This window comes from Variovorax sp. YR216 (assembly GCF_900107745.1).
Lineage (GTDB): Bacteria > Pseudomonadota > Gammaproteobacteria > Burkholderiales > Burkholderiaceae_C > Variovorax.
Genome location: NZ_FNRO01000009.1, coordinates 1 through 19,975 on the forward strand (window position 1 = coordinate 1; position 19,975 = coordinate 19,975).

General features: G+C 67.7%; 21 protein-coding genes and 1 pseudogene. 15 read left to right on the forward strand and 7 right to left on the reverse strand.

Annotated elements, in window-relative coordinates:
• The 4 genes and pseudogenes from BLW05_RS36515 to BLW05_RS21160 all read left to right on the forward strand — a co-directional run.
• Positions 1-115: pseudogene (locus tag BLW05_RS36515) on the forward strand (3-keto-5-aminohexanoate cleavage protein); the annotation flags it as partial.
• A gap of 4 nt (positions 116-119) precedes the next feature.
• The gene (locus tag BLW05_RS21150) at positions 120-1,112 is read left to right on the forward strand and encodes a Bug family tripartite tricarboxylate transporter substrate binding protein (protein ID WP_177142753.1); all 993 of its coding nucleotides are present in this window, start codon (positions 120-122) and stop codon (positions 1,110-1,112) included.
• Between the two features lie 18 nt (positions 1,113-1,130).
• Positions 1,131-1,589: a hypothetical protein gene (locus tag BLW05_RS21155; RefSeq protein ID WP_093165539.1), complete on the forward strand. Its 459-nt coding sequence runs from the start codon at positions 1,131-1,133 to the stop codon at positions 1,587-1,589.
• On the forward strand, positions 1,586-1,951 hold the full coding sequence (locus BLW05_RS21160) for a hypothetical protein (protein WP_093165540.1): 366 nt from the start codon (positions 1,586-1,588) through the stop codon (positions 1,949-1,951). The genes BLW05_RS21155 and BLW05_RS21160 overlap by 4 nt, the downstream gene beginning before the upstream one ends.
• Positions 1,952-1,953: 2 nt before the next feature.
• Here the strand turns inward: BLW05_RS21160 and BLW05_RS21165 are convergent, their stop codons facing one another.
• The 5 genes from BLW05_RS21165 to BLW05_RS21185 all read right to left on the reverse strand — a co-directional run bounded on the left by BLW05_RS21165 (position 1,954) and on the right by BLW05_RS21185 (position 6,001).
• The gene (locus BLW05_RS21165; protein WP_093165541.1) at positions 1,954-2,982 is read right to left on the reverse strand and encodes an AraC family transcriptional regulator; all 1,029 of its coding nucleotides are present in this window, start codon (positions 2,980-2,982) and stop codon (positions 1,954-1,956) included.
• A 9-nt stretch (positions 2,983-2,991) separates the two neighbouring features.
• Positions 2,992-3,624: a glutathione S-transferase family protein gene (locus BLW05_RS21170; protein ID WP_093165542.1), complete on the reverse strand. Its 633-nt coding sequence runs from the start codon at positions 3,622-3,624 to the stop codon at positions 2,992-2,994.
• Complete coding sequence (gene yghU / locus BLW05_RS21175; RefSeq protein WP_093165543.1) at positions 3,621-4,487, reverse strand: glutathione-dependent disulfide-bond oxidoreductase; 867 nt, start codon at positions 4,485-4,487, stop codon at positions 3,621-3,623. Before yghU ends, BLW05_RS21170 begins: the two co-directional genes overlap by 4 nt.
• Before the next feature lie 68 nt (positions 4,488-4,555).
• Positions 4,556-5,017: a hypothetical protein gene (locus tag BLW05_RS21180; protein ID WP_093165544.1), complete on the reverse strand. Its 462-nt coding sequence runs from the start codon at positions 5,015-5,017 to the stop codon at positions 4,556-4,558.
• Between the two features lie 39 nt (positions 5,018-5,056).
• Positions 5,057-6,001, reverse strand: a complete 945-nt coding sequence (locus tag BLW05_RS21185) for a dioxygenase family protein (RefSeq protein ID WP_093165545.1) — start codon at positions 5,999-6,001, stop codon at positions 5,057-5,059.
• A 167-nt stretch (positions 6,002-6,168) separates the two neighbouring features.
• On the opposite strand from BLW05_RS21185, the gene BLW05_RS21190 reads away from it, so the two are divergent.
• The 3 genes from BLW05_RS21190 to BLW05_RS21200 all read left to right on the forward strand — a co-directional run bounded on the left by BLW05_RS21190 (position 6,169) and on the right by BLW05_RS21200 (position 10,920).
• Positions 6,169-6,657, forward strand: coding sequence for a hypothetical protein (locus tag BLW05_RS21190; protein ID WP_093165546.1), 489 nt, complete (start codon positions 6,169-6,171; stop codon positions 6,655-6,657).
• 85 nt (positions 6,658-6,742) lie between these two features.
• Complete coding sequence (locus BLW05_RS21195; protein ID WP_093165547.1) at positions 6,743-8,446, forward strand: SpoIIE family protein phosphatase; 1,704 nt, start codon at positions 6,743-6,745, stop codon at positions 8,444-8,446.
• Complete coding sequence (locus tag BLW05_RS21200; RefSeq protein WP_093165548.1) at positions 8,443-10,920, forward strand: response regulator; 2,478 nt, start codon at positions 8,443-8,445, stop codon at positions 10,918-10,920. Before BLW05_RS21195 ends, BLW05_RS21200 begins: the two co-directional genes overlap by 4 nt.
• Before the next feature lie 7 nt (positions 10,921-10,927).
• Here the strand turns inward: BLW05_RS21200 and BLW05_RS21205 are convergent, their stop codons facing one another.
• Complete coding sequence (locus tag BLW05_RS21205) at positions 10,928-12,214, reverse strand: porin (RefSeq protein ID WP_093165725.1); 1,287 nt, start codon at positions 12,212-12,214, stop codon at positions 10,928-10,930.
• 146 nt (positions 12,215-12,360) lie between these two features.
• On the opposite strand from BLW05_RS21205, the gene BLW05_RS21210 reads away from it, so the two are divergent.
• Positions 12,361-13,644: a DUF3422 family protein gene (locus BLW05_RS21210; protein WP_093165549.1), complete on the forward strand. Its 1,284-nt coding sequence runs from the start codon at positions 12,361-12,363 to the stop codon at positions 13,642-13,644.
• A gap of 10 nt (positions 13,645-13,654) precedes the next feature.
• Here BLW05_RS21210 and BLW05_RS21215 read toward each other — a convergent pair whose 3' ends face one another.
• On the reverse strand, positions 13,655-14,194 hold the full coding sequence (locus tag BLW05_RS21215; RefSeq protein WP_256330421.1) for a methyltransferase family protein: 540 nt from the start codon (positions 14,192-14,194) through the stop codon (positions 13,655-13,657).
• 201 nt (positions 14,195-14,395) lie between these two features.
• Between BLW05_RS21215 and BLW05_RS21220 the strand changes: the two genes are divergently transcribed.
• The 7 genes from BLW05_RS21220 to BLW05_RS21250 all read left to right on the forward strand — a co-directional run bounded on the left by BLW05_RS21220 (position 14,396) and on the right by BLW05_RS21250 (position 19,974).
• Positions 14,396-15,001 (forward strand): RNA polymerase sigma factor, encoded by a 606-nt coding sequence (locus tag BLW05_RS21220; protein WP_256330422.1) that lies wholly within the window; start codon positions 14,396-14,398, stop codon positions 14,999-15,001.
• Positions 14,998-15,663 carry a zf-HC2 domain-containing protein gene (locus BLW05_RS21225; RefSeq protein ID WP_093165551.1) on the forward strand — a complete coding sequence of 222 codons (666 nt, stop codon included), beginning with the start codon at positions 14,998-15,000 and terminating at the stop codon, positions 15,661-15,663. The genes BLW05_RS21220 and BLW05_RS21225 overlap by 4 nt, the downstream gene beginning before the upstream one ends.
• Positions 15,660-16,928 carry a S8 family peptidase gene (locus BLW05_RS21230; RefSeq protein ID WP_093165552.1) on the forward strand — a complete coding sequence of 423 codons (1,269 nt, stop codon included), beginning with the start codon at positions 15,660-15,662 and terminating at the stop codon, positions 16,926-16,928. The genes BLW05_RS21225 and BLW05_RS21230 overlap by 4 nt, the downstream gene beginning before the upstream one ends.
• Before the next feature lies 1 nt (position 16,929).
• Positions 16,930-17,622, forward strand: a complete 693-nt coding sequence (locus BLW05_RS21235; RefSeq protein WP_093165553.1) for a TorF family putative porin — start codon at positions 16,930-16,932, stop codon at positions 17,620-17,622.
• 66 nt (positions 17,623-17,688) lie between these two features.
• On the forward strand, positions 17,689-18,846 hold the full coding sequence (locus BLW05_RS21240) for a TIGR03118 family protein (RefSeq protein ID WP_093165554.1): 1,158 nt from the start codon (positions 17,689-17,691) through the stop codon (positions 18,844-18,846).
• Between the two features lie 34 nt (positions 18,847-18,880).
• Complete coding sequence (locus tag BLW05_RS21245) at positions 18,881-19,408, forward strand: tetratricopeptide repeat protein (protein WP_143044878.1); 528 nt, start codon at positions 18,881-18,883, stop codon at positions 19,406-19,408.
• Positions 19,408-19,974 carry an SRPBCC family protein gene (locus tag BLW05_RS21250; protein WP_093165556.1) on the forward strand — a complete coding sequence of 189 codons (567 nt, stop codon included), beginning with the start codon at positions 19,408-19,410 and terminating at the stop codon, positions 19,972-19,974. The genes BLW05_RS21245 and BLW05_RS21250 overlap by 1 nt, the downstream gene beginning before the upstream one ends.
• Position 19,975: the final 1 nt, after the last annotated feature.

The following is a 19,975-nucleotide window of genomic DNA, read 5'->3' on the forward strand; positions in this document are numbered from 1 at the left end:
CGGGGTCTTCTACGACACCGCCGAAGAGACGCTGGCGGCCAATGGCTTCGCGCCCAACCGCAACGGCGGCAACCAGGGCTTCCTGCGCAAGCCCGACGCAGCGCTTGCGAAGTGACCGCATGACCGCGTTGCTGACTCGTAGAGAGCTGGTTCTTGGCGCTGCGGCATCACTGGCGACCGGCCTGGCCGGTGCGCAGAGTGGCGGCAAGGACTGGCCCGCGCGCCCCGTCAAGGTCATCGTGCCAGGCGGCTCGGGGGGTGTGCTGGACACGCTGGCCCGCCAGCTCTACACCCGGCTGCAGGAAACGCTGGGCCAGCCATTCGTCGTCGAGAACCGTCCCGGCGCCAATGGATTGATCGGCTCGACGGCAGTGAAGAACGCTGCCCCCGACGGCTACACGATCCTGCACAGCACCGCTTCATCCATGGTGATGGCGGAAGCACTGAACCCCGCCCTACCGATCAAGACCTTGCGCGACCTGGAACCCGTCGCGCTGTCTTCGGTGGGGGGTGTCCTGCTGGCCGTGCATTCCTCGGTGCCTGCCAGGACGCTTCCCGAGCTGGTCGATCTGCTGCGACGCGAGCCGCAGAAATATCCATCCTATGGAAGCTGGGGGCTCGGCTCCAACGGGCACCTGACGATGGAGTGGATCAAGCAGCGGGCGGGGCTGGGCATCGATCACGTTCCATACAAGACATCACCTGCATTGCTGACGGACATCGTCTCCGGCGTGGTTCCGATCGGCTGGATCGACGTCGTGTCGCCACTGGGATTCATCGCGCAAGGGAAGCTGCGTGGCATTGCCTTGACCGGCATGGTCCGCAGTCCCAGGTTGCCGGACGTCAAGGTGCTCTCCGAGCAAGGCTACCCCTTCACCGCGGCGGGCTGGCAAGGGGTCTTCGCACCCAAGGGCACGCCACCGGAAATCGTGGAACGCCTGCACGCGGCCATCAATCGCGAGCAGGTGCAGCCGGCGTTCAGGGCAGCGCTGCTCCAGTCCAATGTCCCGCCTGCGGAAGCCGTGTCGCGCGAGGCCTTCGTGCAAACCATCACCAGCGACCTCGCCACGTGGAGGAAGGTCGTCGTGGACGGCAATCTCAAGCCGGAGTAGAGGGACAGAGGGACGACAGTGAAGATTTCCTCTCACGCCGAAAAGATAGGCCGCCTGCTGGCGCTGCGCGATCGACTCGACCCCCTCGAGGACTTCGAGCTCTGGTACTGGACCTGCCTCACGGCGGGAACCAACATGTGGAACGCCTCGCTGCATGCGGCGGGAATCACCAGCGAGGAACGCGCCTTCTCCACGATTCCCGGCGTGCACGTGGTGCCACAAGGCGACGGCGGCTGGCGAAGGGAGCTTCGCGGTCCTGGCGATGTGAGCCATGTCGGCTGGCCGCCCATTCCAGGCGAGATGCCGGAGCCCATCCAGCGCCTGGAGGCCGCGCTGCACGCGCTGGAGGCGCACCGCGATCCTTGCTTGCGCGGGGACCGCACACCCACCCGGGCGATCGTGGAGGAATGCAATCTCGCCATGCAGCAGGCGCTGTCCGTCTACCTTGCAGTGGTGCGCCCGGAGATGCGTCCATGACGCCGGGGCATCACCGCGAGAAGGCGGAACGCATCGAGCGATCGCTCGCCAAGCTCACCGGGTCGGACTGGGAGATCCGCATCGAGGCCGCCATGCTGGCGGGCACGCACTGGGTCAACCATGTGCTGCATCGGGTCGGCGCCAGCGAGATGCCGGAAGACGTGGTGCATGCATCCATGTGCATGGTCAGCGTGCTTCGCAAGTACAAGCTTGCCGAGCCCGAGCCGATCGCCCGGCTCGAGGAAATCGAGGAGCTTCGTCCCCTCTTCGTGCGCGGCGACATGAGCGGAGGTGCGGACGCAGCGGACCGGGCGCTCGCATTGCTCGGCTCGATCGCAGAGCGGGCGAGAAATCTCGCCTGAGCCTAGCGTTTCGGCGCGTCCATCTCGGCCGCCTGTTTGCTCCACTTGGAGGCACTGCAGCCAAAGAGGCCGTGGAACCAGTGGCTGAAGCTGCTGGGCCTCGCGAAGCCCAGGAGCTCGGCCACTTCGCTGAGCGGCAGGTCACTCTCGCGCAAATGACGCTTGGCCAGGTCCACGCGCACCTGGTCGAGCAGGCGGCTGAAGGTGAGGCCCTCCGCATCGAGCCGGCGATGCAGCGTGCGGCGATCGATGTGAAGGAAACGTGCCACCTCCTGCGCGGTGCAGGTGCCACCCGGCAGGAGCGCCAGGATGACCTGGCGACAGGCCTCCTGCGCGCTCTCGCCGCGATCCGTGAGGGCCGCTTCCAGGTACTTCCTCGCGAAGCCCGCGGCAACCTGGTCCCCGGACTCGCGAGGCCGGGACAGGTCGCTCGCCGCGCAGACCAGGCCGTTGAATTCCTGATTGAACTTGACGTTCCGCCCGAAGAACGCCCGATGCGCAGAGGCGTCCTTGGGTGGGCGATGCGTGAAACAGACTTCGAGCGGTCGCCAATGCGATCCGATCAGTTCGCCCAGCATGCGAAACATGGTGCCCACGGCGAGTTCCACCGACTGTCGCATCGGCACCCCGGGCGTTGGCAGCAAGTCCTCGCGGATGATGACCGCGCCGCCCGCATCCTCGACATGGATGGTCAGCGAGGCGTTGACCAACCTGAGGTAGCGGCACAGCGTGTCCAGGCCCGCCCTCGGCGTCGGATCCTCCCGCAGCACGAGGCTGATCGGCCCCAGGGCAGAGAGCCTGCGCTGCGCCGCAAGACGGAGCGCCAGGTCTTCGGTCTGCGTGGCGCGGGCCGTGATTTCCAGCAGCTCGCGCACCGCGTCCCGCGGGATGAGCATCTCGGAGTCCGAGAGAAACTTCGCCTTCAGTCCCACGGTCCGCAGGAACGCGTCAGGGTCCCTGCCGAGCGACTTCACCAGCTCGACGTAGCCGTTCAGGCTCCCGCTGCGAACGAATTGCGAGGCATGTCGCATGCGATCGAATCAAAGCGCCATCGACGGCCGCTGCGCCATCGCCAGGCGCCAGCGCTGCAGGTGCGGATGGGCCTCGCCGAGCTTGACCTTCACCGCCCGCGCGAAGTCGACCGCCACGACCGCGGTGATGTCGGCAATGCTGAAACGATCGGCCGCGATGAATTCGTGCTCGGCCAACCGGGCATCGAGCGTGTCGAAGAAATGCCGGACCCGCGCCAGCCCGCGTTGGGCCAGCTCAGGGATCTGCGGGTAGTCCACGGGGCCGGGCAACGCGCGGTTGACCAGGCCCGGCGAACTGTTGCGCAAGGTCTCGGCGATCGCGAGCAAACCTTCGAACTCGACGCGCCAGTTCCAGCTCGCGATCGCGGCCTTGTCCCCGGGCGTGGTGCCCAGCAACGGCGGCTCGGGGCAGCGGGCCTCCAGATAGGCCGCAATGGCCGCGTTGTCGGTCAAACGAAGCCCCTCCTCTGTCTGGAGCACGGGCACGGTGCATTCCGGGTTGATCTGGCGGAACGCCTCGCCAAGCTGCTCGCCGCTGCGCAGGTCGACCTCGACCGTCGCATGCGAAATGCCTTTCTCGGCCAGAAGAATGCGCGCGCGGCGAGGGCTCGGCGCGGTGGCGCAGTCATAGAGGGTGATCACCGCTTGTCCTCCGTGCGCGTCTGGAAGTCCGCCGCATCATGGCGCTCGTGCAACTGGCTGGCGGGCTGGCCCCAGGTGCGATTGACCATGCGGCCCCGCTGCGCCGCCGGCCGCGCGGCGATCTCGTTCGTCCAGCGCAGCACATGGGTGTATGCCTGCACCTGCAGGAACTCGCCGGCTTCGTAGAGCTGGCCCTTGACGAGCGCGCCGTACCAGGGCCAGACCGCCATGTCGGCGATGGAGTAGTCGTCGCCTGCCAGGTAAGCGCTTTCCGCAAGGCGCCGGTCCAGCACATCGAGCTGGCGCTTGACCTCCATCGCGTAGCGGTCGATGGCGTACTCGATCTTCTCCGGCGCGTAGGCATAGAAATGCCCGAAGCCGCCGCCCAGGAAGGGCGCGCTGCCCATCTGCCAGAACAGCCACGAGAGGCATTCGGCGCGCTGCGCGGCACCGGCCGGAAGGAAGGCATCGCCGAACTTCTGCGCGAGGTACAGCAGGATCGCGCCGGACTCGAACACCCGAACGGGCTCTGGCCCGCTGCGGTCCATCAGGGCCGGGATCTTGGAGTTCGGATTGACCGCGACGAAACCGCTGCCGAACTGCTCGCCCTCGTTGATGCGCACCAGCCAGGCGTCGTACTCGGCGCCGCTGTGGCCGAGTGCGAGCAGTTCCTCGAGCATCACCGTGACCTTCACGCCGTTGGGCGTCGCCAGCGAGTAGAGCTGCAGCGGGTGACGCCCCACCGGCAGGTCGCGGTCATGGGTCGAGCCGGCGATGGGACGATTGATGTTCGCGAAGCGTCCCCCGCTCGCCTTGTTCCAGGACCAGACGCTGGGTGGTGTGTAGGACGTCGCATGGTTCATCTCGCGGTCTCCGGGCTTCCTGGGTCAATGAATCGGGGGCCAATGATGTCAGGCCTTGCATGGACTCGCTAACCTGCGCCTCGAGGCGCGAGGGTCGCGCGAGCCGCCTCCAGAAGCCTTCTGGCCCCGGCGGCCTTCCGCATCGCGACGATGCTGCCCAGGAAGCCGGCAAGGGATACGACCACCACCAGCGCGGCGGCGAGCGGGTGGTTCGTGCCCACGAGGTGGTAGGCCCAGAGGCCGCCCAACACGACCGCTCCGATGCCACCGAAATTCGACCCGGCAGGCCTGCAGGCGATCTCGCCCGTCTCGTGGTTCACCCACCCGAGCAGGGTCTGCCAATCGCCAGGGCGTTCAAGCACCGCGGTGACCGTCATGCCGGCCTCGATCCGGGGGGATCCAGGCACCGCGACGCTGCGCTCCTCCACGTCGCCAGACTGAAAGCCGAACACCGTGCACGGCACGCGGTTTCGCCGCGATCCGCGAACGATGTCGAAGACACGGTCGAAGGTGATGGTGATCTCGTTCATGCGCAAAGGCTATCCGGTTTCAAGCCGGCGGCGACCGCTTCAGGCCTTGCGCTCCAGCACCTGCTGCGCGGGGCGTTCGCCGCTGGCCTTGCCGGTGATGGGTGGGTTCGGCAGCCGGGCCTCGCCCGGTTCGATGACGAAGTGATGGTCGAGCGAATACCACGGACCGCTGACATCTGCGGCCGGCGCCGGCTCATCGGCATGCAGCACGTACTGGCCGATCAACGCTTGCGTCACGCCGAACTGCACATCGGTTTCGAGCCGGGGGTCGTCGCTCGAATAGACCTGCGAGAACTGCGTCTTGAAGCCCGGCTTGTAGATCATGAAATGGATGTGGGCCGGGCGCATGTTGTGGCGGCCCTGCGTGCGCAGCAGCGCCCCGACCGGGCCGCTCAAGGGGATCGGGTAGCCAGCAGGCTTCACGCTCCTGAACGCAATGTGGCCGCGCGCATCGGTGGTGAATTTGCCGCGCAGGTTCATGTCGGCCTGCGCTGGGTCCTGGTTCTCGTAGAAGCCTTCCGCCGACGTGTGCCACACATCGACTTCGGCGCCTTCCACCGGCCGGCCTTCGTTGTCGCGCACCCAGGCGTTCACGAAGATCGGCGCACCCGGGGTGGGCGAGCGGACGATCGATTCCCCGTTCGCCGTCGCCGGCGAATGCATGCGCCAGAACGGGCCCATGAGGTTGGCCGTGGTCTCCGTCTGGCCGTGGTCGCCGTTGTTGAGCAGGCAGACCAGCGCCGAAACACCCAGCGATCCGGCGGCGAGCACCACCTCGTTGTGCGACGCGGTGGTCAACTGGCCGAGTTGGGCGATGAGGCCGCAAGCCTGATGGAATTCGGCCTCGGTCAACCGGGCATCGCGCACGAAACCGTGCAGGTGCTCCACCGCCGCGGTCATGATTTCCTTGAAGCGCGGGTTGTCGCTGCGCGCCAGTTCGTCCAGCACCGCGGTCGTCACGTCGTGTTGGGTCTTGATGATCACGGGAAGACTCCTTGCCTTGGCGGGCCACGATACTACCGAGCGAGTCGGTCGGAAGTCAGCAAACCCCTGGAAGCTCGGACCGCCAGAAACATCGTGATCCAACTTCATTGGCCTTCGCGCGCCATCATTCACAAACCCGGTCACTCATCGTCCACTGGAGAACCATCATGGGATTGCTCGATTTGCTGCAGCAGGCAGTTGGCGGAAATCCGGAAGCTCACTTCGACCAGGTCGTGCAGAACGCATCGACCGACCAGCTCGGGGCGGGACTCGCTGCCGCGATGCGCTCGGACCAGACGCCGCCCTTCAGCGACATTGTCGGAAAGCTCTTCAACGTCTCCTCTTCATCGCAGCAGGCGGGCATGCTGAACCAGATCCTTGCCACGCTGGGCCCGGCCGCGGTGTCGGGAGCGGCGGGCGGCGCCCTGGGCCGCGTCCTCGCGCCCGGCCAGACCCAGCTGACGCCGGACCAGGCCTCGCAGCTGACACCCGGGCAGGTCACCGAGATCGCGGCGCACGCCGAGCAGGCACATCCGGGCATCGTCGACGAGGTGGGCCAGTTCTACGCGCAGCACGCCGGGCTCATCAAGATGATCGGCGGCGCGGCGCTGGCCGTCACCCTCGCGAAGATGAAAGAGCACGCGACCCAGCGCTGAGCGCGTCGCGGCCGTCAGCGACTTGCCATCGGGCCCGCCGGCTCGGAGAATTCTCCCAGCACGGCCCTTGCGGCTGGCGGACGCGATGAACCCCGACCCTGCCCCTCCCGTCGCACTGGTCGTCGATGACGAGCCGGTGACCCGCCTGATGGTGAAGCGGGCACTGGAGAAACTCGGCTGCGCGCCGGTTCTCGATGCACCCGACGGCATCGCCGCGCAGAAGATCCTGCGCGAGCACCCGGAGGTCGCGCTGGTGCTAACGGACATCATGATGCCGCGCATGGACGGACTGGAGCTGCTTCGCTGGGGACGCGAAGCGGTGCCGGACGCCATGTGGATCGTGCTTTCAGGCCTTGAAACCTTCGACTCGGCAGTGACCGCGATCCGGCTGGGCGCCTTCGACTTCCTGCCGAAGTCGCCGCATTCGGAAGAGATGGCCGTCGCGGTGCGCAACGCGCTGGAGCGGCGGCACCTGCTGGCCGAACGCGAGCGCCTGCATCGCGAGCTGCAACGCAAGGTCCGCCAGCTCGAGGAGACCTCCGAGGTGCTGCGCCGCGACCTCGAGCGCGCGGAGGTGATCCAGCGCGCCCTGCTGCCCCGCAGCCCGCCGCCGATGGAGGGCTACTGCATCCAGGCGGTCTACCGGCCAGGGCAGCATGTCGGCGGCGACCTCTACGACGTGGTGCGCCTGGGCGAGCGGCATCTCGCGTTCTACCTGGCCGATGCCACCGGACACGGCGTGACCTCGGCGATGCTCTCGGTGCTGTTCAAGCAGCGGCTGGTGCTGGTGGACCCCGCGACAGGCATCGCGCTGCCGCCGGCCGAAGTCCTGGCCGCGGTCAATCGCTCGATCTGCGAGGCGCACGCCGCGCCGGGCCTCTTCCTGACCGCGGTCTTCGGCTTGCTGGACACGTCCGAGTCGAGCCTCACGCTGGCATCGGCCGGCCACCCGCCGGTGCTGCACGCGCGCGAGGGCCGCGAGACGCGCCTCGTCCGCCGCACGGGCCCGGCCCTTGGGCTGGCGCAGGACGCGCACTTCGGCCAGGAGCGGCTGCAGCTCCTGGCGGGCGACCGGATCCTCCTCTACACCGACGGGCTCCTGCCCTCGGGCTCGGAGCGCGAACTGGACCTGCTGCAACAGGTGCTCGCCAGGCCGCTGGCCAGTGCGCAGGAAGTGATGGCGGATCTTCACCGCCAGGCGCCAGCGGACGCGGATCGGGACGACGTGACCATCCTGCTCATCGACGCGCACGCGGGCGCTTCCTGGTTCGACAACGGCGCCGAGAGCCCTGCCGGCGACGCGCATGGCACCCTGCGGCCCGAGGATGAAGTCGTCTTCTGCGGCGAGGCGGACCATGCGGCCTACGTGGCGCTGCGCGGCCGCGCCACATGGATGCATTGCGATGCCTTCCACGAAACCGCGCTGACCGTGCTCGATGGGGGCCGCCCGCTGGTACTGGACCTCTCCGGCTGCGAGTACATGGACAGCACCTGCCTCGGCACGGTGCACGAACTGGTCGCCCGGGGCAGCGTGTCGCTCGCAGGCGTGACCCCGGCCGTGCGCGGGCTCTTCGAGGAACTGAGCATGCAGCAGGTGCTTGCCGCGATCCGCGAGGACCTGCCCGCCGCGCCCGAACTCCATGCCTTGGGCACCGCGAGCGACCAGTCCACCACGCAGAAGCGAATCCTGCGGGCGCACGAGGCGCTCTCCGCGCTGAGCGAACGCAATCGCGAGGAGTTCAAGGACGTCGTCGAATCACTGCGCAGCGAACAGGAAGGACCCCGATGACCACCGCCGTTCGCGTACTGCACCTGGAGGACGACCCGGCCGATGCGGAACGCATCCGCAACGGATTGCGCAGCGAGGACGTGACATTCGAGATCGTCTGGGTTCGCACCCGCGAAGACTTCGCTGCCGCCCTGCAGCAGCAGCCCTTCGACCTGGCGCTGATCGACAACGAGGCGGGCGGGGTCGAACTCATGCATCGGGTGCGCCAGCAGCACGCAGAGATGCCGCTCATCATGATCACCGCGCACCTCCTGACCGAGGAAGAGGCGCTGGACTGCATGAAGGCCGGTGCGACGGACTACGTGCTCAAGGATCGCCTGCGGCGGCTCGGTTTCTCGATGCAGCGGGCGTTCGCCGAACAGCGCCAGCGCGGGGCCCTGCAACAGGCGCAAGAGGAACTGCGTGCCCTGAACACCGACCTGGAGGCGCGCGTGCACCAGCGCACCGCCGAACTCGAAACCGCCAATGCGTTCCTGAACTCGGTGCTCTATCACATCCCCTATCACATCCTCGTCAAGAACGCCGACGACCTGACGATCGTGCGCGTCAACCGCAGCTTCGAGCAATTGAACGGACTGCGCGAGGAGGAGCTTCTGGGCAAGACGGTCCACGACTTCGTGATCTCGAAGGAAGAGGCCGACTTCTTCGCCGCCAAGGACAAGGAAGCCATCGCGCTTGGCCGTGAAGTGGACATTCCCGAAGAGCCCCTGCATGCACGCGACGGCAGCGTGCGTGTCCTCCATGCGAAGAAGCTCCCGATCCTCGACGAGTCCGGCCGCGCGCGCTACGTGCTGACCCTGTCGGAAGACGTGACGGAAAAGAAGCGGAAGGAGCGCGAGATCGAGCGGCTCAACGCGGCGCTGGCGCAGCGAAGCGAAGAGGTGGAGGCCGCCAATCGCGCCAAGGGCACCTTCCTGGCCACCATGAGCCACGAGATCCGCACGCCCATGAACGGCATGCTGGGCATGCTGGAGCTCCTGAGCCTGACCGAGCTCGACGCCGAGCAGCGCGAGACGCTCGGCCTCGTGCGTGAATCGAGCCGGTCGCTGCTGCGGGTGATCGACGACATCCTCGACTTCTCGAAGATCGAGGCCGGCAAGCTGGAGGTGCGCCCCGAGGTCGTCTCGATCAAGCGCCTGATCGAGGAAGTGCACAGCATCTATCTCGGCAATGCCAGCAGCAAGGGACTGATCGTGCGGCGGATGGTGGACGCGCGCATCAGTCCCGCGCTCCGGGTCGATCCGGTGCGGCTGCGCCAGATCCTCAACAACTTCGTCAGCAACGCGATCAAGTTCACCACCGAGGGCTGGATCGACATCAACGTGCAGTGGCTGGGGCGCGCGGACGGACAGGAGCGCCTGCGCTTCGAGGTCAAGGACACCGGCGTCGGCATCTCGCCCGAGGACCAGCAGCGTCTGTTCCAGCCGTTCACGCAGGCCGAAGGCGACGCGGCGCGGCGGCGGCCGAGCGGCACCGGGCTGGGGCTGGTGATCTCCCGGCAGCTGGCGCAGTTGATGGGCGGCTCGATCCGCCTTGAAAGCGAGCACGGCCAGGGAACGACGCTCATCCTGGAACTGTCGCTGCCCATCGCCGAGCAGCCGCCCGGCAGCGGCGACGGGACCGCGGGCGCGCACGCGGTCGACACGGCCGCACGCCGCATGGCGCCCACCACTGCGCAGGCCGAGACGGAAGGGACCCTGGTGCTGCTCGTGGACGACCACCCCGTCAACCGCATGCTGCTCATGCGGCAGGTGCGCGCGCTCGGCTATGCCGCCCAGACCGCCGACGACGGCGTGCAGGCCCTGGAGATGTGGAAGTCGGGCCGCTTCGGGCTCGTCATCACCGACTGCCACATGCCGCACATGGACGGCTACGACCTGACGCGCAACATCCGCAGGCTGGAGCCCGCGGTGGGCCGCGAACGCGTGCCGATCGTTGCCTGCACCGCGAATGCACTGCAGGGCGAGGCGGAGTCGTGCCTCGCCGCGGGCATGGACGACTTCCTCGTCAAGCCGGTGGAACTGGCTCAACTGAGCGAAAAGCTGGATCGATGGCTGCCGCTTGCAGGCACCGCCCCGGTCCCGCCCGCATCTGTCGGCGCGAGCCACGGCGATGTCCCCTCTTCCAGCCCGATCGACGAGGCGCTCCTCGGCGCGAAATGCGCCGGCGATGCGTCGATGGTGGCCGAGGTCATCGCGGCCTTCCGGCGAACCTGCGAGGACGACTCGACCGCGCTCAGGCAGGCGGTGACGGCCGACGACGTCGCCCAGGTCACCCAGTTCGCCCATCGCATGGCGGGCGCCGGGAAGATGGTCGGCGCGCTCGCTTTCGCATCCGCGTGCGAGAACATCGAGCGCGCCAGTCGCACGGGCCAGTGGAAGGGCGTGGTCGCCGGCATGCCGGTGTTCGAACAGGAGCTGGCGCTTCTCGCCGCCTACTTCGAGCGTCACGCGCAGCAGCAGGTGCTTTCCTGATCCGTGATCAGAACGCGTGACGAATCCCGAAGTCGTAGCCGTAGGCGGTGTCGGCGCGATAGCCGCTGGTCGGATTCACCAGGTCGGCGATGCTCGGGCTGAGATAGCCGACGCTCCCGTTGGGCGGCAGGGCCGGTGGAATGGCCGCGCCGTTCTTGTTCTTCGTGTAGGCCACGGTGGCGTAGAGCAGCGTGCGCTTGGAGAGGTTGTGCACGTAGCCCAGCGCCAGCTTGTCGGTCTTGGGATCCGGCACGCTCACGCCGACCGGGGCGACGTTCTTGAGGTCCGCCTGAAGGTGCGAATACGTAGCGCGAATCAGCCCGGGACCGACGGGCACGGTCAGGCCCAGCAGGTAACCGGTGATCGTGATGTCGCCCGACGGCGTGAGCACCAGCGGGACCGATCGGTCGTTCTGCAGTACGACGTGCGAATACTCGCCGTACAGCTTCACCGGCCCGAAGTCGTACGAACCGCCGATGTTCCCCGTGTTGAGGTATCTCGTGAGCCCGGCGAAATAGTTGTCGCCGATGACACTCGAACCGTACGCCGCAGCCACGTCGAACGAACCGGTCGCGTAACCCATGCGGGCGCCGGCGTAGCGTCCGGTGCGCGCGGTATTCGGAAGATCCGGGGTCAAAGTGCCGGGGTCGTACTTTGTGTTCTCGCCAAGGGCGTACATCACCTGGCCGTAGAAGCCGCCCAGGTCCGGAGGCAGGAAGTAGCTGACGCTGTTGCTGGCACGCACGTAGTTCGGATTGACGATCAGGTTGCCGATCGTGCCCGCGCTGCCGGCGCCGCCGAGCAGCATGCTGATGGCGACGGCGCCCACCCCGACGGTCTGGAAGGGGTCGAAGACATTGTCATTCCAGAAAGTCGGGGTGTAGTCCCGGCCCAGCCTCACCTCGCCGAAGGCACCCGACAGGCTGACGGTCGAACGACGGTTGAAGGCGACGCCAATCGGCGTGACGCTGGCGCCCGTGTCGTTGGCAATGCCGGCTTCTAGCCAGAAACTGGCGGCGAGGCCGCCGCCGAGATCCTCCGTTCCGCGAAACCCGACCCGGCTGCCCGTGTAGTTGCCGCTCGACAGCACCCACTGGCTCTGACGCACATCCGGGCGCGGCACCAGCGGCGCGGGATTGGACGGATTGAACACGTTGAGCGTGTTCACGTACTTGCTGTTGGTCTGGTAGTAGCTCACCGCCGCGTCGACGACACCGAACAGTGTGATGGACGACTGGGCCCATGCCGAGCCGGCGGCGACCAGTGCCGCCACGAAAGCGAGTGACTTCTTCACGGGCATGCCTCCAAACCTCAAGTCCGACATCCTTGCACGAGCACTGCACATGGCGCAAGCACGAATCTCATCAAGATCGAGGCGCAGTGTCACCTTCGAGTGACGGGCCTTGGCAATAATGGCCGGGCTGAACCGACACTCGCAGAATGCATACGCCCCAACACCCGGACCGCATCGCCCTTCACAACGAAGTCCACGCCCGGCCGCCCGAGGCGATGACGCCGCCGCTGGCGATCGCGCATCTCGTGATGCTGGCAGACCCGTCGCAGCGCGAAGAAAGCCGACGGCACCTCGCCTCGCTGCTGCGCGACCACCATGTGCCGCCGCCCGACGAACACGTGACGCACCTGCGCACCGAACTGGGTGCGCTTCGGCTGCGGTGGGAAATGCACACCGAGTTCGTCACCTGGACATTCACCCTGCGGATCCGGGACGATCAACTCGCCGTGGCGGATCTCGCCAGCGCGCTGGACGCCGCCCCTCGCGAATGGCTCGCCGGTCTGCCGGGGCAGTGCATCAGCAGCCTCGACCTCTGGGTGCTCCCCGGGGTGCGCCGCAATGGTGACGACCGCTTCCGGCAGCGCCTGTTGCACGAAGACCTGCTGGTGGGCTCGGCGGTGGCCGGCGAGCAGGCGCAGGTGTTCACGGACTTCGCGATCCATCCGAACGGGTCCTCCCGCTTCCTGCTCTATGCCGGCGAACTGCCCAGCCGCCGGCTCGGCCGGCTGGTACAGCGACTGCTGGAGATCGAGACCTACCGCATGGCCGCGATGCTGGGGCTGCCCACCGCGCGCAAAACGGGTGTCGCCCTGGCGAGCGCGGAGAGCGACCTCGCGGGGCTCGCCCTGGCCATCCAGAGTGCCGAGCGGCAGGAAGAAGCCCAGCTCCTGGACCGGCTCACACGCCTTGCCGCCCAAGTGGAGAGCCAGTACGCCGCGACCCATTCGCGGTTCTCCGCGAGCAGCGCGTATTTCGAACTCCTCGACCAACGCATCGCGCAGGTCGGTGAAGCGCGTCTCGAAGGACTTCAGACGATCGGCGAATTCATCGATCGCAGGCTGTCTCCGGCGCGAAAGACCTGCGAGTGGGCGACGAGACGGCAGGACGCCCTGTCCAGGCGCATCTCCCGCGTGAGCAGCCTGCTGCGCACCCGCGTGGAAATCGAGCAGCAGCAAAGCAGCCAGGCCTTGCTGGAGGCGCTCAACCAGCGGCAGGATCTCCAGTTGAAGCTGCAGGCCACGGTGGAAGGTCTCTCGGTCGCGGCGATCACCTACTACATCGTGGGTCTGGTGAGCTACCTCGCCAAGGGCGGCCAGAAGCTGGGCTGGCCGGTGTCGGCGGAATCGACGGCAGCCCTGGCGATTCCGCTGGTGGCGGGATCCGTCTGGTGGTCACTGCGACGGCTGCATCGGAGCATGTTCTCGCACTAGGGTCTCCGATTCACAGCAGAAACGGAACCAGCGCTGCCACGCGGCGGCTGTAGGCCATGTACGCCTCGCCGAACTGCTCCCGCATCCAGCGCTCCTCCATGCGCAGCTTTCGCCAGAGGGCCCAGACGACCAGCGCCACGGCGACGACGCCTCCGAGGTCGCCGCGAGCGATGGCGGAGCCGATGAAGGCCAGCAGAAGGCCCGAGTAGATCGGATGGCGCACGAGGCTGTACGGCCCCGTGGTGATGAGCTCGTGATCCAGCTTGAGCGTCACGATACCGCTCCAGTTCCTGCCCAGGTACAGACGCGCCGAAACGCTGAACAGCAAACCGGCCAGCGTGAGCGCGGCCCCGGTCCAGAAGACCCACGGAGCGCGGGGAAGGATGCGCGTGCCGAACAACGGCCAGGGCGCAGTCGGGTGCCAAAGCAAGGCCACGGCCACCACGAGGGGGACGATATGCAGGAGCCGCGAGCGAACCGGCTCCTGCCGCGCAGTGGCCTTGACGTCGCGCGACATCGCCCACCAATAGGCGCCCCAGGCAAGCCACATGGCGGGAATCATGTATCGATAGACAAGACTCATCGGAACACCCCCAGTGTCGAGCACCAAGTCTATTGAACCGTTTCCCCTTTGCCGGGAATGAACCGTTCCCGCCCTGCGAGACATCGAATGACGCCAGGAACACCTCCGAAGACACGCCCTCGGCGCGAGGAGTACAGTCCGCTGCACGCTCCCTCCCAAGAGGCTTTCATGCCCAGCATGCCCCTCGATGCCGTTCGGCCGCACGACGAGGGAGTGGCCTTGGCCGATCGCGCCGAGGCGAGCCTGGTTGCCCGGGCCGCGGAAGGCGAGCTGCAGGCTTTCGAGCAGCTCTACCGCGCCTATCACCCGCGACTCACGCGCTTCCTGGACCGGTTGACGCGCCGGCCCGCACTCGTCGGGGAACTGCTCAACGACACGATGCTGGTCGTCTGGAACCGGGCCGCGAGCTACAACGGCCAGAGCAAGGTATCGACCTGGATCTTTGCGATCGGCTATCGCAAGGCCATGAAGGCGCTGAGTCGTCTGGACGAGCCATTGCCGGACGAACCCGACGACGATCAGCCCGCGCCACCGGAGTCCAGCCCCGAATACCACGCGGCCCGATCGCAGATTCGCGAGGTGCTGGCGCAAGCCCTGGACCACCTCTCGTTCGAGCAGCGCGCGATCGTCCACCTGGCCTATTTCCACGGCATCGGCTGCCGTGAAATCAGCGACATCGTGGGCTGCCCCGTCGACACGGTGAAGACGCGCATGTTCCATGCCCGACGCAGGCTGAAGACGCTGCTGGCGGGCCGGCTGGAGGATTGGCTATGAGCGGAAGGGTGGTCCAGCTCGGCACGGATCTGCATCAGAAGGTGCAGGCCCTGCTGCCTTGGTACGTCAGCGCGAGCCTCGACGAGGAGGAACGCGCCCGCGTCGAAGCGCACATCGCCGAGTGCCCGCGCTGCCAGGCCGAGCTGGCCTGGGAACGGGACGTCCAGGCCGCGTATGCGCAATCGACGACCAGCGCCGGCGGCGATGCCGCCCAGGGATTCGCGCTGTTGCGCGAGCGCATCGCTGCCGACGCATCCCCGCCACAAGGCCACGGCCTCCTGGCGCGGCTGAAGGCGCACTGGCGCGAGACCCCGGCCTGGACGCGCTGGACACTGGCGGGCCAGTGCGCCGTGGTCGCGGCATTGAGCAGCGTGCTGCTCGTCGCGCTGGCGCCCGACCCCGGCTTCCGGGCCCTGGGCGGGCTGGCGAGCGGCTCGGGCGCCGGCGGCAATCTGATCGTGAGATTCCGGCCCGATGCCACCGAGCAGGACATGCGGCGCGTGCTGCGCGACAGCGAGGCCCGGCTCATCTACGGGCCGACCGCCACCGACGCCTACCTGCTGGCGGTGCCCGCCGGTTTCGAATCCGAGGCGGTGAAACGGCTGCGCAGCGAACGCGCGGTGCTGCTCGTCGAATCGCTCGATGGCCGGGCAGCGCCATGAAGCAACTCCTGCTTCTGGGCGCATGGGCCCTCGCCCTCGGCGCAGCCCAGCCGCTCGCGCTCGCCGCGCCGGATGAGCAATCCGCGGCAGTGGCAGCCGCGGCCGTGTCGGCGCCCGCGCCCGGTCAGCAGGTGCTGCTGCTGTTGCGCCTTCCGCCGGAGCACTACCGGCCCGAGAACGCCTATTCGGGCGGCTACGGCGACGGCCCGGCGCATGGCGCACGTCGCCGCATGGCGGCCGCGCTGGCGCGCGACCACGGGCTGACGCTCGTCACCGACTGGGCGATGCCGTTGCTGGGCCTGGACTGCTTCGTGATGCAGGTGCCGGACGATCAATTGCCCGAGAACGTGGCGCAGGCCCTGTCCCAGGACCCGCGCGTTGCCTGGGCCCAGCCGATGAACCTGTTCCGGGCTCGCGGCCATGACGATCCGCTGTACTCGCTGCAACCGGCTGCGCAAGCCTGGCACCTGCTGGATCTGCATGAGATCTCGACCGGGCGCGACGTGCGCGTCGCCGTCGTCGACAGCGGTGTCGACCTGCAGCACCCGGACCTCGTCGGCCAGATCGCGCTGAAAGAGAACTTCGTCGACACCCACCGCGACGTCCCCGAGGACCACGGCACCGCGGTCGCCGGCATCATCGCCGCGCGCGCCGACAACGGCGTCGGCATCGTCGGCGTCGCGCCGAACGCACGGCTGCTTGCGCTGCGCGCCTGCTGGCAGGAAAGCGCGCAGGCCACCCTGTGCACGAGCCTGAGCCTCGCGATGGCGCTGCACTTCGCGATCACGCACGACGCCGCCGTCATCAACCTCAGCCTGAGCGGGCCGCGCGATCGCCTGCTGGACGGGCTGCTGGACGTGGCGCTGTCGCGCAACATCAGCATCATCGGCGCCGTCGACCGGAAACTGCCGGACGGCGGGTTTCCCGCCTCGCATGCCGGCGTCGTGGCGGTCGCCGACGACACCGGCGAGCCGGCCCTGCGCAGCGCACTGCTCGCGCCCGGCCGCGATGTGCCGACCACCCTGCCGGGCGGCCGCTGGAACCTCGTGTCGGGCTCGTCCTATGCCGCGGCTCATGTGGCGGGGCTTTTCGCATTGATGCGCGAACGGGCGCCGGCCAGCATGGCGGCACCTTCCGTCGCCAGCGTCGTCTCTTTTCCCGGTGGAGGAATCGACGCCTGTGCCACACTGGCACACGTCGCAGGCGATGACGCCTGCGTGCGCACCGTGACACGCTCGATGGCACCTTCCAACGCCCGTCAGTGACATGCCGACCGCCGGTCCGCGTACGGCGCTGTGTCCCTCGCTGTTCTTCGCGTGCGGCGTTGCGTTCGCGCAAGTCGGCGGGAACATCGCATTCCTCACGGATGACCGCTACCGCGGCATCTCGCTCAGCCAGGAAAAGCCGACGCTTCGCCTTGGCGCCGCCTACGACGATCCGAGCGGCTGGTTCGGCGGCGTATCGCTCACCGAGGTGATGCTCTACCGGCCACGCTGGCAGGTGCAGGTGCTCGGCTACGCGGGCTATGCAGGCCGGCTGTCGGAACGACTCGGCTGGGAAGCAGGCGCCACCGTCGTTCACTTCGGCGCGGACTCGAAATACGACTACCAGGAGGTGTTCGGCGGCCTGAGCGGCGAACGCTGGAACGCGCGGCTGCACTACTCGCCCGACTATTTCGGGAGCGGCACGCGCACCGCCTACGGCGAATTCAATGTCGGCGTGCCGATCTCGCCCATCATGCGCGTGACAGCCCATGCCGGGGCCCTGATGCGGCTCGGCGGCGCATCCATCGAAGGCGGGCGCGTCAGCCTCGACGGAAGCCTGGGACTCGCCGTGGCGCGCGACGCATGGGAGGCGCAGATCGCCTGGGTGGCGGGCGGGCGCAGCGCCGTCTATCCGACGGCCTATGGGCGCGCCTCGCAGAGCACGCTGGTGCTGAGCGCGTCGCTGTCCTTCTGATTCGCGCGCGCATGAACCGTTGGCGCTCGGGCCGGAATACACCGAGACCGAACCGAGGGAAATGCAATGAGCACCCATCGCTTGAAGCTCTACCGGCTCGCCTGTGCGGGTACCTTGTTCCTGGCTGCCTGCGGCGGCGGTGGTGGATACGGGGGGCGCAGCACCATCATGCCGGGCTTCGGCACCCCACCCGGCATGGGCATGGGCATGGTCGCCGGCGCGAGCTTTGCCGCGACCACCCTGGTGTCCGACCTCCCCATCGCGAACAACCCCTACGGGAACGGCAAGGCCGACACGAACCTGATCAATCCGTGGGGCGTGGCCTTCAATCCGAGCGGGTTCGTCTGGTTGGCGAACAACGGCTCGTCGACCTCGACGCTCTACGACGGCAATGGCGCGCCGCAATCCCTGGTCGTGTCGATCCCGCCGGGCGGCGCCGGCAGCGCCAGGCCGACCGGCATCGTCTTCAATGGCCACCAGGACTTCAGGGTCACGCGCAGCGGTGTCTCGGGCGCGAGCGCCTTCATCTTCGTCGGCCAGGGCGGCACGTTATCGGGCTGGTCGCCCGGCGTCGACATGACCCATGCGATCACGGTCTTCGACGGCAGCGGCGCCGGCGCGGTCTACACCGGCCTCGCCATCGCAAGCCAGGGCGCGTCGGACATGCTGTACGCGGCGGACTTCCGTCATGCGACGGTCGACATGTTCGACTCGAGCTTCACGAAAGTGACCGTTGCAGGCACCTTCATCGATCCGGCCGTTCCATCCGGCTACGCGCCGTTCGGCATCCAGGCGATCGGCGATCTGATCTACGTCAGCTATGCCAGGCAGGATGCGCAAGCCCTGAATGCGGTCGCGGGAGCCGGCTTGGGCGCGGTCGATGCCTTCGACACCTCGGGCCGTCTTGTCCGCAGGGTCGTGCCGCCTGGCGGCCCGGTCGACGAGCCGTGGGGCATGGCGATGGCGCCGGCGAGCTTCGGCCCGTTCAGCAACGCCCTGCTGGTCGCCAACAGCGGCTCCGGGACCATCGGCGCATTCAACCCGACCAGCGGTGCGTTCATGGGGACGCTCTCCATGTCGAGCGGAAGTCCGATCGTGATCGACGGCCTGCGCGGCATCGCTTTCGGCAACGGCCTCAACAACCAGCCGACGAACACCCTGTTCTTCGCCGCGGGCCCCGGCGGAGGAACCCATGGCATCTATGGCCGCATCGACGTCCGCTGATGACGCTGTCACTTTTCTCAAGGAGCAACGCACCATGAAACAAGCCATCGTGATGTTCATTTCCGGCGTGTCGCTGGCCTTCAGCCTGTCCGCTCTGGCGGCAGGTGGCGGAGGCGGTGGGGGAGGAGGTGGTGGTGGCGGCGGAGGCGGGGGTGGAGGGGGGAGCGGCGACCTCATGGCGAATCCGGACCCCGACTTCAGGGCCGGCATGGCCGCCGTCCGCAAGGGAGACTGGAAGCAGGTCGAAGCGCGCATGACGGTCTACGTGGCGCGCAGCCCCGGCGACGCCGATGCCTGGAACGAGCTCGGCCACGCACATCGGATCCTGGGCAACATGGATGCGGCACTGAGCGACTACGACAAGGCGCTGAAGATCGACCCGAAGCACAAGGGCGCGCACGAGTACCTCGGCGAGGCCTATCTGCAGATGGGCGATCTGCCCCGGGCCGAGCAGGAGCTGAAGGTGCTCAGTTCGCTCTGCTTCTTCCCGTGCGAAGAGTTCACGGACCTCAAGGGCGAGATCGCGAAGTACCGGAGCAAGCAGTCGAAGACGGGCCCGTGATGCTTGCGACGCGCGCGCGCTTCGTGGCCCTCCTGCTTGCCGGGGCGCTGTGCGTTCCGGCGGCCGCGAACGTGCCGCAGGTCGAGATCGAGACCAACGGCCAGGGCGACGACATCACCGTGACCGCGTCTGCCGAGATGCTGGTGGATGCGCGCATCGCATGGGACGTCATCACCGACTACGACCATCTCGCCGAATTCATCCCCTACATGCGCAGCTCCCGCGTGGTGCAGCGAGACGCCGACCGGGTCGTCATCGAGCAGACGGGCATGTTCAGCTTTCTTTTCTACAAGCAGCGGGTGCAGGCGCAACTGGCCGTCGTCGAGTCGCCTCCGCGGCGCGTCATGGCACATGCCGTCGGCGGAAACCTCCGCGAGATGGAGGGCCGCTACACCCTCGAGAAGCTGCCCGCCGGCACCGTGCGCCTGAGCTATTCGGCGCGCCTGGTGCCCGACTTCGCGGTGCCGCCCCTCATCGGCAAGGCGGTGATGCGCACCGTGCTGGCAGATCAGTTCAGCGCCATGGTCAGGGAGATCGAGCGCCGCGACGCCGAGAAGGAACGCTGAG